We start from the raw sequence: 15,252 nt of genomic DNA on the forward strand, positions 1-15,252 counted from the left end.
CTTCCGTGCGTTTAGAGTCTCCCCGCAGCGCGTGGCGACTGCCCGAAAGCATACTTGAACCAGGATCAAAGTCAATTCCAAGCCCAGATAACGACAGAAAATAGGAGATTAGCGAAGATTTAAGCCGACAGTTACAAGCCCTAAGGTCGCCCAGGGTGATCATCAGTGCCATCGGGTCGAGCGGTGAGGGGTCGAAGCCAAGGCGCTCATAGAACCCCTTGGCGGCATCGTCGAGGGCCTGCACGAGCACGCCACGGATGCCGATGCTGTCCGCGGCGCCGACAATCCGCTGTCCGGCATCCTGCATCAGGGCCCGGCCGAGCCCATTTCCCTGCCAGGAACGATGGACGGCCAGACGGGCCAGCACGACCACGGGGATCGGATCGGGCATAGCGAACCCGGTGCAGTCATGTGTGGCGGCCAGCGGTTGCGGCGCGCCGAGCGTCACGCCGTCTCCCATGGCGGCACACTCTGCATGGTCTTGCGCAGTCGTTCATTGGGTTGCGGTGGGGCATCGAGCCGTGCCTGGAAGGCGGCGAAGGCCTCGGCGCCGACGCGCAGCAGGGCTTGGTCGAGCAGCGCATCCTCGGCGGCCCGGCGGGTGGCATCGAGGATGAACTCGGTGCGGTTCTTACCGCTGGCACGGGCGGCACGATCGATCAACTCGCGTTCCTCGGGTTTGATGCGCAGGTTGAGCGTCTGGCGCTTGGCGGCTGGTTCTTGGACTGTCGGCATGGTGTTTCCTCCCGGTTGATCCGATACTAGCAGTTGCGTAACGACATTGTCGCCACGGATACCTGAGACCAGCGGAAGCATGTCCCGCAAAGGCGATTTCCGAAAACTCGACCTCCGGTCTGTGGTCTGGGTTCAAAGTCATCCGGAGTTCACCTTAAGACCCGCCGCCGCTCGCCCCCCGGGCCGCGCCCGGTTATCCTGGCCCCCGTTCATCAGGGGCGGCGAACGGGGGATGGCAGGTGGCTGACCAAGGGCCGGACGTAATCGAGTGCACGGCGGCGCAGGGCTGGGACGGCATCGCCGCGGCCCTCGCCCGCGCCGCCGTGCGCGCCGGGGCCGCGCCCGGGGCGGGCGTGCTGGTGCGCCTGGGGGCGGGGGACTACCGGGGCACCACGCCGCTCGCGGTCCCGGCCGGCGTGACCCTGGCCGGGGACCCGGGGGCGCGCCTGATCTGGGCCGGGGCGGGGTCGGCCCTGACTCTGACGGGGGTGGCCGGGGCCGCGGTGGAGGGGCTCGCGATCGAGGTCGAGGCGGGGTTGCATCCGGAACCGGCGCCTGAGTGGGGCTATGAGGCCCTGATCCTGCTCGCGGACTGCACCGGGGTGGGGGTGACCGGCTGCACCCTGAGCGGTGGCGGGGATCACCGGCACGGTGTCGCGGTCCGTCGCTCCCGGGGGGTGCGGGTCGCGGACTGCCGGGTGTCGGGGTGCCGAAGCGGCATCATCTTCCACTCGTCCCGGGGCCGCGTCGAGGGCAACGACTGCTGTGCGAATCGGCGCATTGGCATCCGCCTTGCGCGCGACCAGAAGTCCGCGGGCGATCCGAGCCAGGTGGACCTGAGAGCCAACCGCTGTCACGACAACCAGCTGGGTGGCATCGTCTTTTTCTCCTCCCAGGGCCGCGCCGAGGGCAACGACTGCTGGGGGAATGGCTTACACGGCATCTGCGTTCACCACGACCAGAACTCCGCGGACCACCCGAGCAAGGCGAGCCTGACGGCCAACCGCTGCCACGACAACCAGATGGATGGGATCGGCTTTCTCTCCTCCCAGGGCCGCGCACAGGGCAACGACTGCTGGTCCAACGGCGGCTCCGGCATCGGCCTGCGGCGCGCCAGCGACTCCTTGCCCCCAAGCGAAGCCGACCTGAGCGACAACCACTGCGACCACAACCTGGAGTCCGGCATCGCCTTCCTGGCCGCGAACGGTCACTGCGAGGGCAATCGCTGCTGGGGCAACCGGGGCGGCAACGGGATCGCCGGGCAGCGTTGGGACGCCTGGAACTTCTTCCGCCCGGTGGCGGACTCCGCGGTCACGCAGGGCCGCCATGACACCGAACCGCCGGACCCGGCGGAGTCGGCGGCCCGGCGCCGCGGCAGGCGGCTGGACCTGGCCCTGGTGGAGGCCCTGGCCGCCGTGCCGGACGCGCCCGCCGGGGGCGGCGGAGACCCGGAGGCCCTGGCGGACTTTTTGATGAGCGGCTGCGCCGACTGCTTCACCCGCTTCTGGTTCGGCCCCCGACCCCCGGGACCGGCCGCCGCCGGGTCCGCGCCCGAAACCGGTCCGGCCGACGCGGTGCCCACGGGCGAGGCGGGGGCGACCGAGGCCCAGGTCTATCGGCTCGATCGGGTGCCCGAGCGGCCGGACGACCACCGGATCGAGTTGCGGCGGCTCTCCGCCCTGCCGCCGGGGCCCGCCGACGGGGCGGCGGACCTGCCGCGGACCGTCCCGGTCAGTCTGCCGCTGTCGCCCTTCTTCGCCGCCTTGGCCCGCGCCTGGCTCGCGGGGGAGGCCCCCTGCTGGTCGCTGGCCCTGGTCTGCGCGGACGCCGCCGCGCTGGAGTCGGAGCTGGCCAGGCTGCGCCGCACGGCACCGGAGCGCCTGCGCAGCCTGACCCGGATCGCGCGGCAGGCGGGGTCCGCCCCGGCCGCGAAGGTCCGGGACCGACCGCCGCGCCTGAGCCTGCTGGAACTGGACGCGACCGGCCGGACGGGTGAGGGTCTGCGCGCTCACCTGGAGCGGGCCATGCTCGCCCCCAGGCAGCCCTGGCCGCCGGCGGAGGAGGGCGGTGCGCTACGGCGTGGGCTGCGGTGGGTCGGCACCCTGGCGGGGGCACTGGTCCGGCCCCTCACCGGTCTGGGCGGGCCGCGCGGGACCGAGCAGTGGCGCGAGATCTGGTGGCTGCGGGCGGGCACGGCCCTGGTGCTCCTGGCGCTGGCCCTGGGGCTCGGCGCCCTGCTGGTCTGGACCCTGGCCGACCAGACCGGCGTCGATGCCTTGGGTATCCTGCTCGACGGCAAGGGACCGGCCGCGCCCGGACCTGGGCCAGCCCTCGCCGGGGCGCCGGAGCGGTTGGCGGCCCTGGCGGACGCCCTCTGGGCCGGCTGGCGTGGGCTCGACTGGGAGAAGCAGGCGGGCGGGTTCCTCATGCTCGTCCTCGCCCTCTGGGCCTGGGTGGAGACGCTCAACCGGTTCCTGCCCCGCGCACTGCGGCTGCGCTTTCCGGGCTCCGGGATGATCGCGGAGCAGGCCTGGGACGACCTGCTGGACCGCTTCGTCGGCCTGCCCCGGCGGCTGGTGGAGAGCCCCCTGGGCCGCCGCCTGGGTGCCTTCCTTGACCGTCTGGAGCAGGCCGCCGGCCGGCGCTGGCTGCGGCACCGGCTCTTCGGCGGCCCCTTGGGGCGCCCGGATCTGGCGCTCTTGGTGCTGCGCGGTCAGGGCGCCCTGGATGCGGCGGACCTGGACTGGTTGCGGGCACTCCCCGGCCTGCGGCGGCGCGGCCAGGGCCTCCTGGTGCTGACCCAGGTGGGCGACCTCTCCAGTCTGCCCGCGGCCTGGCTGTGCCAGGTCCTGGGCGAGGCCGCGGCGCCCGGTGCGGCCTCCCCCTGGGACCGCGCCCTGGTGGCGCAGGACACCGCCTCGGCGGCGATCTTCCCGCCCCCGGTCGTTGTTGTACACCCGGATGCGCCGCGGGAGTCCCCGGCGCCGGACGCCGGGCCGCCGGGCGGGGAGCGGGTGGCCTTGAACCAGTTGGCCGAGGTCCTGGGCTGCGCCGGTGACGACGCGGACCGCGAGACCTGGGCCAACGCCCTGGCGCACCCCGGCTGGACGCCACTGGACCTGCTCCCGGTCCTGGTGGTCGGCTCGACCCCGGCGGTGCAGTTGATCCTGACCCGCCAGGCGGTGAAAGACTGGCACCAGTACGGGACCGACTGGCTGCGGGAGGAGCGCCCCTACCGCGCCCTCTTCGACGGACCCGGGCACCAGGGCCGGTGCGACGACGACGCGGTCCGCGAGGTCTTTGCGCGCGCTGCGCCGGGCCCGGGCATCCTGACGGAACGCACCAGCGGACGGCCGCCCACCTGGGATCGGCTGATCGGTCAGTCCGGCCGGCGCGTCCAGGTGGCGGCGGCCCTGCGCGGCTGGATCGGCCCGGGGGCGACGGCCTATCTGGCGCGCCTGACGGGCAGCGGGGAACTCTATAACCTGCTGCGCTGCATCGAGTCCCTGACCGGCGAGCCGCTCGGGGCGCCGCTGTGGCGGGATTTGGACCTGGAGCGGTGCGGTTTCGCCCCCGCGGGTCCGGACGGACGCGGCGCCGGGCGGCCCGCGGCGCGCGGCCTGGAACTGCCGCTGCACCTGGAGGCGGCCCTCTATCTGCTCGCGGAGCGCCTGGCCTGGGGCGCCGCCGCCGCGGCCGCGGGCGTCGACCTGGCTGACAGCCTGGGCCTGACCCTGGATCTCGCCTGGCAGGCCCTGGGCGAGGCCCTGGACGCGCCGCCGCCGGCCGGGCTCTGGCCCGGACCGCGCGGTGAGGGGGTGGATGAGGCCGGGTTGCGGGCCGACGGCGCCCGGCTCTATTGCGCCTACCTTGGGGGGCTGGCGCGGCTGGAGCAGGCGCACCCGGGCGAGACCGCCGGGCGGGCGCGCCTCACCGACCTGCTCGCTGACCTGGCGGCGGCCCTGGAGGGCGGGCCTGCCCCGGCTACGGGCGCGGCGCCGGGCGTGCGTGCCGGGTTCCTCGCCGAGTGCCGGATCATGGCGGAGGTGCTGAGGACCCTGGAGCGTGCCCCCGCCGCCGCCCTCCTGGAGCAGCGCCTGCGCCAGGACTGGTCACGGCTGCCCGCGTCCGTCAAGGACCTGCTGCGCACCCGCTGCCTGGACCCCGGCGGCCGGGTCCTGTCCGCCCTGGCCGCGGCGCCGGATGAGGCGGCGGTGCTCGCCATCGCCCGGCGCTATGCCCAGCGGCCCGACCTGGTGGTGGTGGCCCTCGCCGCCCTGGCGCTGCGGCACCGCCGCCGGGCGCTGGAGCCAGGTGCCCCGCCGACGCCGGCCCCGGACCTGGCGGCCATCGGGCGCCAACTCATCCGGCTGCACCGCCGCCTGGTCCCGGCCGCGCCGGACCCCGCGCCCGTCCCGCCGGACCCGCTGCCGCCCCTCATCCCGCCGCCCGGACCCGAACCCGCGGACAACCCCCTGGCCGCCGCCCTGATGGCGGACCCGGGGTTCATCGACCGCCTGGGGGCCGTGCTGGCGGTCGGCGAGGCGGCGCGGCGTTCGGTACGGGAGCGGGTGGACGCCATGGGCCGGATCGACCTGGAGGGGCTGGCCCTGGGGCCGCACCTGCCGGCGACCCGCATCATGGACGAGATCCGGTTGCGGGCGGGAGCGGGTGCCGCCGGGTGACAGGCGCGGGGGGCATGACGTTTTCCGCCCCGTCAAAGCTGTAGGCCGAGTCAGACGGCAAATAGAAACACCAAATCCACCCGCCGAGCCATTGACGACCATGCACATCCACCAACTGACCCTAACCAACTTCAAGTGCTTCGAGCAGCAAACCTTCGACCTGCATCCGCAGTTCACGCTGTTCGTCGGCGACAACGGCTCCGGCAAGACCAGCATCCTGGATGGGCTCGCCGTCGCGGCGGGTAGTTGGCTGCTCGGCGTCGATGGCCGGGTCAGTCGCCCGATCCGTCGGCATGAGGTCAGGGTCAGTGCGCGACCTGCCGGGATCGGCACTGAGGTGCGCGCCGACGGAAATGACATCGCGCGTGGTGCCGGGTATTCGTGGGAAGAGAATTTCCCTTGTGCCGTCTGGGCCGGCGGTTCCGTGCTGGGCCAGGCATTGAGTTGGCGACGCACATTGAATGGGTGGCCGGGCAGGACCAGCTATCGCGAAGCCAAGGCCCTGAGTGATCTTGCTCAAGGGCTCACCAGGGAGGCCAAGCAGCGCGATGTCCTGTTGCCGCTGATCGCTCATTATGGCATCTGTCGGCTGTGCGATATGCCGCGCGATCAGGCGCGCGTGCTCGATGCCGATCCGTTGACCGATAAGTCGGCGATGTCACGGCTGGCCGGTTATGACCTGAGTATCGACCAGCGTTTGAGCGCCATGAGTTTCGTCCGGTGGATCGCCCGGCAGTCCTGGATCGCCTTCCAGCAGGGCGGGAAGGCAAGCGATGCCTATGTTGCAGTGCAGCGTGCGGTCTCATCCTGTATCGCCGGTGCATCCGGGCTGCATTTCGATCCGCTGATCGGCGAGGTCGTCATCGACTTCGGTGGGGGCGGAATGCAGCCGTTCAATAACTTGAGCGACGGTCAACGCTCGATGCTCGCGATGGTCGGCGACCTCGCCACCAAGGCGGCAATGCTGAACCCGCACCTGGGCGCCGCGGCGCTCGCGCAGACGCCGGGCATCGTACTGATCGACGAACTGGACCTGCATCTGCACCCGAAATGGCAGCGTCGCGTCGCCGCCGATTTGAAGCGGACCTTCCCGTCGCTGCAATTCGTCTGCACGACCCATTCACCGCAGATCATCGGTGAGTTGAGCCGCGAGGAGGTGCGGCTGCTGCGCGATGGATACCCCCAATTGCCCACGGTCGCCCGCGGTGCCGATTCCAACTGGATACTGGACCACGTCATGGAAGGCGCCGCCTCAGAGACAACGCAGGCGCGCCATCTCAAGGAGTGTGTTGAGGATGCCCTGGACCAGGCCGACTTGATTATGGCCCGTGAGTGCATCGAAGAACTGCGTTTGCTGATCGATGGCGATACCTCTTCGCTGGTGGAACTGGAGAGCTATCTGGACCGGCTTGAGCGGCTGGCAGAGGTCCCCGAAGGCGATGGGGCCGACCGTTGAGGACCATCGTAAAGCGCCCGCAGCCCGACGCGTTGACCCGATGGCGCCAGGCGCGGTTGGCAGCCAATAAGCCGGCGGGTATGGATTGCAGCTACGCGGAGTTGCGGCGCGACACGGCCGCTATCACTGCCGTCGAGGACGCCTTGTTCGCGGAACAGGGTGGTATCTGTGCCTATACCGGCCATCGGTTGTGGCTGAACGACGAGGGTGGGGGTTGTCGCAGAAGGGTTGGATTCCATTGCGAGCACCTCAAGTCCCAGGAGCGCTGCCGTGATCTCGACGGTGCAGTCTACGGTGAAGACGCCGACTATCGCAATCTTGTTGCGTGCTGGCCGCCGGCGAACTGCCGATACGAGTTGCCTTATGGGGCCAGGGCCAAGGGGTCTTGGCCGCGCGCCGCCGACGATCAGTTGTTCGTCTCGCCGCTGACCGCGGGCTGTTCCGAGCGCTTCAGATTCAGCCGATTCGGCAGGATCTCCCCTGCCAACGCAGATGATACCGCCGCCTTGGAGACGATCAAACGGCTTTGTTTGGACAACGGCGCGCTGACCGCCCTTCGGCGTGCAGAGATACAAGGCAAGCTGAAAGGAATCAGACGGGCAGAGGCAAAGCGCCTGTTGCAACAACTGCGTGCAGACGGGGCTCGGCTGGACGCGGGTCAGGACACCCAACTCACTCCTTTCTGCTTCGCCGTCGAACAGGCTCTGGAGCGGGAGGTCCGCAAGTTGGAAGGGATTCGCGATATGATTCGTAACCGGTCACGTAGCGACAAGGGCTGACCTGCCTCCGGGATATGGGGCGCCGAGTGACGGCTCGGCGCGCGCGCTGAGGCAGCGCGCTTTGTCGGGGGGGCTGGGTTTCAGGCTTGGATGGGCGCACCGTGCTGTGCCCATCGATCGAGGATGCAGCCGGCCCCGGTCGGTTGTGATCGCACCCGCCCTGATCCGGCCCTTTCCTCGTCGCGAAGTCAGGTTACAATCCTCAGGATAACCATTGCGGAGGGCCAATCCTCGTGATCACGACACTACGCCGTCAGGGCCGGGGGCAGGTCCTGCCCATCGACCAGGCGACCATGGACGCCATGGGCATCGACCAGGACACGCCGCTGCAAGTCACCGTCACGGGCAACACCCTGGTGGTCACGCCGGTTCCGATGGGCGTGCCCAAGGCGCAACTGAAGAGGTCGCTGGCCAAGATGCGCGAGCGCTACGGCCAGACCCTGCGCAATCTGGCCGCGGGTCCCGGGGACGAGTGAGCGCACCGCTCTTTCTCTCGCTGCGCAACGTCCTCGACCTGCACGCGGACAGCATCGCCACGGAAGGGGGCTTCCCCGGGACGCGCGACCCCGGCCTGCTGGAATCCGCGGTGATGATGCCGTCATCGCGTGGCTGAAGGGGCAGACGCGCCCGCGGGCTCCGACCTCTTCAGACCCAGGACTGTAGGGACCTACGCGCAGTGCCCAGGGCGGCCCCCGCTGCTGGTAAGATCCCGCCTCCCCAACCCGCCCGCCCCACGCCCATGAGCCCAACCGAAGCCCCCGCCGCGGACCCCCAATCCAACCGGCCCGCGGACCCGGACCCCTTCCTGTTCGACCAGGAGGGCCTGGAGGCCCTGGCCCCGGCCGAACTGGTCCGTGCCGGGCTGCGCCACTTCAAGGAGACCCGGGTGGTGGCGGTCGACCGCGATGGGGCCTGCCTCTGGGCCACGGTGGAGGACGCGGGGACCGAGGAGCAGGTGGCCCTGGAACTGAGCTTCGACGCGACGGGCCGGCTGGCGACCCACTGCGCCTGCCCGGCCGAGCCCGGACCGCCCTGCGTCCATGCGTTGGCGGCGCTGTTCGCCTGGGCGGACCGCAGCACCGGGGCGCGGGAACTGGTGGGCGCGGCGGAGGGCGCCATCAATGAGCGGATCAAGCGCGGACGCACCGAGGTCGCGGTGGAGCCCGTCTCCGGCGATCTGGCCTTCGGCGCCTGGCGCGCCCGCTCCATCACCTCGTCCACCCATGTGCCGGTCGGCTATCGGGTGCATGTGCGCTCGCTCACGCAGCGGGCCAATTACTGTACCTGCCCGGATTTTGCGAGCAATCAGCTCGGCACCTGCAAGCACATCGAGGCGGTGCTGCACCGTATCGGCAAGCGCCGTGACTTCGGGCGGCTCAAGGAGCAGGCGCCGCCTACGCCCTTTATCTGGCTCGACTGGGAGTCGGACCCGGGTCCGCGTATCCGGCTGCATCGGGCACCGGCCCTGGACGAGGACCTCGCGCACCTGCTGGACGTCCACTTCGACGCGGCCGGCGCCTTCTGCCGGCGCCTGCCCGAGGACTTCCTGCGCCTGGCCGATCAACTCGCCGGCCGCCCGGACATCGACCTGGGCGCCGACGCCCTGGACTATGCCCGGCGCCTGGCGGAGCAGGCGGCCCAGGGCGAGCGGGCGCGCACGCTGGGCGAGTCGATCCGCGCCGGGGGCGGGCGGCTGCCGGGGGTGACGGCCCGGCTCTATCCCTATCAGGTGGACGGTGTCGCCTTCCTGGTCGCCCGCGGTCGCGCCCTGCTGGCCGACGACATGGGGCTCGGCAAGACCCTCCAGGCGATTGCCGCCGCGGCCTGGCTGCGCCAGCGCGCCGAGGTCGAACGGGTCCTGGTGATCTGCCCGGCCTCGCTCAAGGCACAGTGGGCGCGCGAGATCCAGCGCTTCACCGGCCAGGAGACGCGGGTGGTGGGCGGGCCGGCGGCCGGGCGGGCGGTGCAGTACCGCGAGGGCCGCGGCTTTTTCATCCTCAACTATGAACTGGTCCTGCGCGATGTCTCGGTCATCAACGAGACGCTGCGCCCGGATCTCGTGATCCTGGACGAGGCGCAGCGGATCAAGAACTGGCGCACCAAGCTCGCCGCCGCGGTCAAGCGGATCCCGTCGCGCTACGCCTTCGTCCTCACCGGCACCCCGCTGGAGAACCGCCTGGAGGACCTCTACAGCCTGATGCAGGTGGTGGACCACCGGGTGCTGGGGCCGCTGTGGCGCTATCTGGTCGATTTTCATATCACGGACGAGCGCGGCAAGGTGCTGGGTTACCGCAACCTCTCGGAACTGCGTCGTCGCCTGGCCCCGGTGATGCTGCGGCGCGACCGCCAACTGGTGCGCGACCAGCTCCCGGAGCGCATCGAGAGCCGGCTCGATATCCCCATGGATGCCGCCCAGGTGGAACTGCACGACGCTGCCTTGCGCAGCGCCCGTCTCATCGCCCAGATCGCCCAGCGCCGCCCGCTCACCCCGTCCGAGCAGAAGCGTCTGCTTTCCGCCCTGCAACAGGCGCGCATGGCCTGCGACGCGGCCGGTCTGGTGGACAAGGAGACGCAGGGCTCGCCCAAGCTCGACGAACTCGTGAATCTGCTCGATGACCTCTGTCTCCAGTCCGGGCAGAAGGCCGTGATCTTCTCCCAGTGGGAGCAGATGACCCGTATGGTCGAGGCGCGGGTGCGGGCCATGGGCCTGGGCTACGTGCGCCTGCACGGCGGTGTACCCACGGACAAGCGCGGCGCACTCATCGACCGCTTCCGCGACGACCCCGCCACCCAGGTCTTCATCTCTACCGACGCCGGGGGGGTGGGGCTCAACCTCCAGGCGGCCTCGGTGCTGATCAACCTGGACATCCCCTGGAACCCGGCCGTGCTGGACCAGCGTATCGGGCGCATCCACCGCCTGGGTCAGACCCAGCGGGTGCAGATCCTGCTCCTGGTCGCCGCGGACTCCTATGAGTGCCGGGTGCTGGAGCTGGTCGGCGGCAAGCGCAACCTGTTCGACAATGTGGTGGACCCGAATGCCACCGAGGACGTGGCGGGGGTGTCGCGCAAGCTGTTGGAGGTCCTGGCGCAGGACCTGGCGGAGAATCCCGGCCAGGTGGCGGGCAAGGCCGAGGCGGAGACCGAGCCGGCGGGCGAGGGGGCCGGCGTGGACGGGGCCGCGATCCTCGATGCAGCGACCGAGGGTCTGGCCGAGACCGCCGCGTCGGCGGAGCCGACCCCCGGGGCCGAGCCCGCCCCCGCACCGCGCGCCGTCGCGCAACCCCTGGCGGAGTCGCCGCTCGACGAGGTCGAGCAGGAGGTCCGCGACGCCATCCTCGCCGTCCAGTCCGCCTTCGGGGCGCGCATCGAGCGCATCCTGGGTACCGGCGGCGGCCTGTTGGTCGTGCTCGATCAGGTCGACGACCTGGCCGACCGTGCCGCCGCCGCCATCCCCGGCCCGGTCCCGGTCGCACTCATCGACCGCCGCACCCTGGGCGGCCTGAACCGCCTGGGCGCCGCCTCCCCGGTGGCCGCGGCGCGCACCCTGTTCGATGCGGACCAGGCCGCCGCGGCCGGCACCCCGGTGCACGCCGAACCCCGCCTGCTGCGCCAGGCGCGGGAAAAACTCCACGGCGCCGAGGTCCTCATCGGCCAGGCCTGCCCCGCCGCCGCCATGGACCTGCTGGTCGCCGCCCTGCTGGCCGCCGCCGCGCTGCGTGCCGGCCAGGAGAGCGCGCCGCCGCCCGCCCAGGCCGGCGTCTGGGTCTTCGCCGAGGCCCTGCCGCGGGGCGCCCTGACCCAGGAGGAGGCGGGGCTCTTGATGCGGGCGCTGGCCCTCGGCCAAGGGGCCGATGGGGTGCCGGATGGGCTCTTACGCACCCTGGCGGCGGAGACGGCGGCGTTCGTCGAGGGCAGTGGGTCGGCCTGATTCCACTACCGTCGTCGCGGCCCCGGCCGCGACGCGTCGCCCCGTAGGGTCCGCTGTGCGGACCATCCACCACGCGACAAACGGGGTGGCCGGGACAATGATCAAGGCCGACCCGTCAGCCCCGTGACCTTGCCCGCCGGCCGCACCCGGGCTATCCTCCCGCCTGATCTCGCCGCGAGGCGGTTGACCTTCCAATCTCAATGGCCATGCTGCTGACCGACTTTTCCATCGGGTGCGAGTTTTGGACGGCCACCGGCCGCTGGCGCTGTACCGATATCGGCACCCGCACGCTCTGCGCGATCAAACTGGAAGGAGACCCCCGTAATTGGGTCGGTCCACCCTACAGTGTAGTGGAATGCGTGTTCGACGAGTATGACATGGGTGGGCTCTATGCCAGCGAAGCGGAGTGCGACTGACGGCAGACCAACGAGGGGTCAGCGAAGCAGCGCTGTTGAATCTGTTGCTGAAGGAACGCATTGAACAGCTGCCGGATTTAGGTTGATCGCTGTTCCGGCCGCCAGGAGGAGGTCCCTGAAAGTCCGGCGGGGACCTTGTGGGAGCGGCTTCAGCCGCGACGAGGCCTTGCGGGTTACCCGAGCGTCGCGGGGCACCACCTCTGCGCCTCTGCGCCTCTGCGTGAGACCTCTTAAAGAATCTCACGCAGAGGCGCAGAGACGCAGAGAAGAATCGCGTCAGTCGGGTTACGGTGAAAGCCGCTCCCGCCGGGGGCTTTCATATTTCGGGGGTGACGGACAACCCCTCATGGCCGTTAGCCGCGACAAGGCCTCGTCGCGGCTAAAGCCGCTCCCACAGCGTCGCTGCGCGACTTGCTCGGTAAAGCCTCGACCGTCAGTGTGGGAACGCCCGGCGGCGGGAGCGATAATCAAGGCTGGCGCCGCGCGTCTTCGGCCTTGTCTGTCGTCTTGCGAGTGGCTGACATCGAATCCGGACGCCGTCCGTTGGTAGTCGCGTTTTTCTTCCGTTACCTGTCGCTCTCTGTATTTTCTCCGTCCGGCGCGGCCGAACTGTCGGCATCGGTTGTCGGCGGGTGGTTCATTGGGTCGGTCGCAACTAAAGGGTGTTGGTCGTGTCTCTCAACCATATGAAATATCTGTTTTCCTATGATCTTCGGCCAGCGGCTCCAGTGGAGCGGGATGGCCGTCATGTCTGACGCTTTACCGCCTGACCGCTTCGCCAACGCCGTCGCGCTGGTGCCGGCCGGCTTCGATGACCGCTTATCGCGGGAGGTCGAGGAACTGAGCGAAGACACCGGGGTCAAGAAGGCGAACAATCCGCCGCTCACGACCTTCGTGCTTGGGATCATGGCCGGCGCCTTCATTGCGCTCGGGGCCTATTTTGCCATCATCGTGTCCACCGGCTCCGCGGGTGTCTGGTGGGGCGGTATCCAGTTCATGAAGGGGATCGCCTTCTCCATGGGGCTGGTGTTGGTCATTGCCGGGGGCGCGGAGCTCTTTACCGGGAACATCCTCATCGTCATGGCCTATGCCAGCCGCAAGGTGACGCTGCGCCGGATGCTGCGCAACTGGGGGCTCGTCTTCGCCGGCAACTTCGTCGGGGCCCTGGGTACGGCCGTGCTGCTGATCCTGACCGGTGTCTATACCGCCGCCGACGGCGAGCTGGGGGCCGCCGCGCTCAAGATTGCCGCCGCCAAGGCGGCCTTGGCCCCGGGCGAGGCCTTCTTTCGCGGCATCATGTGCAATGTGCTCGTCTGTATCGCCATCTGGGTGGCACTCACCACCCGCACCATCGGCGGCAAGATCGCCGCCCTGACGCTGCCGATTGCGATGTTCGTCGCCGCCGGCTTCGAGCACTGCGTCGCCAACATGTTCTTCCTGCCCTATGCGCTCCTGCTCGCCTGGTGGGACCCGGCCTTCGTCGCGGGTGTCGCCGACCATGTGCCACACCTGGACGCGCTGACCTGGTGGAATTTCCTCGTCGCCACGCTGCCTTTCGTCTCACTCGGCAATATCGTCGGCGGGGGGGTCTTTGTGGGGATGGCGTATTGGGTGATCTACAAATATCTCCCCAGATGAATACGCGGCCTGGTACCGGGACGCGCAATTGCCGATACCAGTTCGGCGATCTCGCCAACCTGGGTCTCGGCCGGGTCCATGACGGTGACGCCGAGCGCCGTGGCGTGGTCCGGGCCGATGCGGAAGCGCAGGTGGTTGGGCGGGGCCTGGCAGGTCGGGAACAGATTCGGCGGTCGGCGCAGGCGCGCCAGGACCTCGGTGCAGGTCACCGGCAGCGCCTTCCCGGCCCGGATGTAGAAGGGGACGCCCTGCCAGCGCCAGGAGTCGACGAAGAGGCGCAGCGCGGCGAAGGTCTCTACCCGCGAGTCCGGCGCCACCCCGGGCTCCTGCCGGTAGCCGCGGAATTGGCCACGGATCAGGTCCGCCGGGCTCAGGGTCGGGATCGCCTTCAGGACCTTGGCCTTCTCGTCACGGACCGACTCGCTGTCGGTCCGGATCGGGGGCTCCATGGTCAGGTTGGAGAGGATCTGGAACAGGTGGTTCTGGATCACGTCGCGCACCGTGCCGACCTGTTCATAGAAGGCGCCGCGGCCCTGGACGCCGAAGTCTTCGGCCATGGTGATCTGCACGCTCTCGACATAATTGCGGTTCCAGATCGGCTCCATGAAGGCGTTCTGGAAGCGAAAGAACAGCATGTTGTGCACCGAGCGCTTGCCCAGGAAGTGGTCGATGCGGTAAATGTGGCGCTCGTCGAAGGCCCCGAGCAGGATGCGGTTGAGTTCGCGCGCCGAGTCCAGATCGCGTCCGAACGGCTTCTCCACCACCACCCGCGCGCCGACGGTGCAGCCGGCCCGCGCCAACTGCTCGACCACCAGCCCGAAGGCCGAGGGCGGGATCGCCAGGTAATGGGTCGGCCGCCGCGCATTGCCGAGCGCCTGCCGGATCGACTGGAAGGTCGCCGGGTCGCCATAGTCGCCGTCCACATAGCCGAGCAGCGCGCAGAGCCGCTCGAAGGCCGGTTCATCGACCGGACCCTGGTGCTCGAGGCTGGCGCGCGCCCGCGCCCGGAACTGATCCAGCCCCCAGCCGGCCTTGGCCACGCCGATGACCGGCACCTTCAGGTGGTCGCGCTTCACCATCGCCAGCAGGGACGGAAAGATCTTCTTGAAGGCCAGGTCGCCGGTGGCGCCGAAGAACACCAGGGCGTCGGAAGGGGGTTCGCTTATCATCGTCTCACCTGATTGGTGTGGGCCTTGCGGTGGCGCCCTCGACTGCTTGGGCCTGCCTGTCGTCCCTGGAGGTTCAAGGTTATGCCTGGTCGGCGGATAGCAAGGCCGCCGCCGGATGCCTTCTATTTCAGTGGACCGACGTACCGCCGACCTTGACCGCCGTTCCGGCCGGCGGCGCCCGGTCCGCACAGCGGACCCTGCGGGCGCGGAGGCACCCGTAGATACTCTGTTCAAGCGCAAGTCCGATTTGCCTCCGATCCGTAAATTGGCCTCATCGCTACGTGAACAGTCTCCAGCCTCCGACGAGGTTTGCAGTGCTCGGGCTGGGCCTGGTATGGGTACCCCCGGTGTCACGGTGCGTCCATCGGGGAGCGGGCGGCGAGGTTCGTGGGGGCGGACTCCGTGTGGACAAAGCGTGAATGTCGCGAGCGACCGTGGGGACAAGC

At 69.9% G+C, this 15,252-nt stretch carries 11 protein-coding genes; 8 read left to right on the forward strand and 3 right to left on the reverse strand.

Annotation, left to right across the window (positions count from 1 at the left end; all coding sequences use genetic code 11):
* Nucleotides 1-460, reverse strand: a 460-nt coding sequence (locus QZY48_RS01415; RefSeq protein WP_295426737.1) for a GNAT family N-acetyltransferase, incomplete at its 3' end; no start/stop codon positions are given.
* Nucleotides 445-735 carry a DUF1778 domain-containing protein gene (locus tag QZY48_RS01420; protein WP_295426741.1) on the reverse strand — a complete coding sequence of 97 codons (291 nt, stop codon included), beginning with the start codon at nucleotides 733-735 and terminating at the stop codon, nucleotides 445-447. The genes QZY48_RS01420 and QZY48_RS01415, both read right to left, overlap by 16 nt.
* A 239-nt stretch (nucleotides 736-974) precedes the next feature.
* Here QZY48_RS01420 and QZY48_RS01425 point away from each other — a divergent pair, with 239 nt between their 5' ends.
* The 8 genes from QZY48_RS01425 (at nucleotide 975) to QZY48_RS01460 (ending at nucleotide 13,637) form a co-directional block, all read left to right on the forward strand.
* The gene (locus QZY48_RS01425) at nucleotides 975-5,420 is read left to right on the forward strand and encodes a right-handed parallel beta-helix repeat-containing protein (protein WP_295426743.1); all 4,446 of its coding nucleotides are present in this window, start codon (nucleotides 975-977) and stop codon (nucleotides 5,418-5,420) included.
* 100 nt (nucleotides 5,421-5,520) lie between these two features.
* Complete coding sequence (locus QZY48_RS01430; protein ID WP_295426746.1) at nucleotides 5,521-6,876, forward strand: AAA family ATPase; 1,356 nt, start codon at nucleotides 5,521-5,523, stop codon at nucleotides 6,874-6,876.
* On the forward strand, nucleotides 6,873-7,655 hold the full coding sequence (locus QZY48_RS01435) for a hypothetical protein (protein ID WP_295426749.1): 783 nt from the start codon (nucleotides 6,873-6,875) through the stop codon (nucleotides 7,653-7,655). The genes QZY48_RS01430 and QZY48_RS01435 overlap by 4 nt, the downstream gene beginning before the upstream one ends.
* A gap of 233 nt (nucleotides 7,656-7,888) precedes the next feature.
* Entirely contained in the window at nucleotides 7,889-8,131 is a 243-nt protein-coding gene (locus QZY48_RS01440; protein WP_216644623.1) for a hypothetical protein, read from the forward strand.
* A complete protein-coding gene (locus QZY48_RS01445; protein ID WP_295426754.1) occupies nucleotides 8,128-8,268 on the forward strand; it encodes a hypothetical protein in 141 nt (46 codons plus the stop codon). Before QZY48_RS01440 ends, QZY48_RS01445 begins: the two co-directional genes overlap by 4 nt.
* 126 nt (nucleotides 8,269-8,394) lie before the next feature.
* Nucleotides 8,395-11,583 carry a DEAD/DEAH box helicase gene (locus tag QZY48_RS01450; RefSeq protein WP_295426757.1) on the forward strand — a complete coding sequence of 1,063 codons (3,189 nt, stop codon included), beginning with the start codon at nucleotides 8,395-8,397 and terminating at the stop codon, nucleotides 11,581-11,583.
* A gap of 206 nt (nucleotides 11,584-11,789) precedes the next feature.
* Entirely contained in the window at nucleotides 11,790-11,999 is a 210-nt protein-coding gene (locus QZY48_RS01455; RefSeq protein ID WP_295426760.1) for a hypothetical protein, read from the forward strand.
* Nucleotides 12,000-12,746: 747 nt separating this feature from the next.
* Nucleotides 12,747-13,637, forward strand: a complete 891-nt coding sequence (locus QZY48_RS01460) for a formate/nitrite transporter family protein (protein WP_295426763.1) — start codon at nucleotides 12,747-12,749, stop codon at nucleotides 13,635-13,637.
* On the opposite strand, the gene QZY48_RS01465 is transcribed toward QZY48_RS01460, so the two are convergent.
* A complete protein-coding gene (locus QZY48_RS01465; RefSeq protein ID WP_295426766.1) occupies nucleotides 13,616-14,806 on the reverse strand; it encodes a glucose-6-phosphate dehydrogenase (NADP(+)) in 1,191 nt (396 codons plus the stop codon). The two genes, QZY48_RS01460 and QZY48_RS01465, sit on opposite strands and share 22 nt — an antisense overlap.
* Nucleotides 14,807-15,252: the final 446 nt, after the last annotated feature.

This window comes from uncultured Thiodictyon sp., assembly GCF_903828115.1.
In the GTDB taxonomy this organism is placed as follows: domain Bacteria; phylum Pseudomonadota; class Gammaproteobacteria; order Chromatiales; family Chromatiaceae; genus Thiodictyon.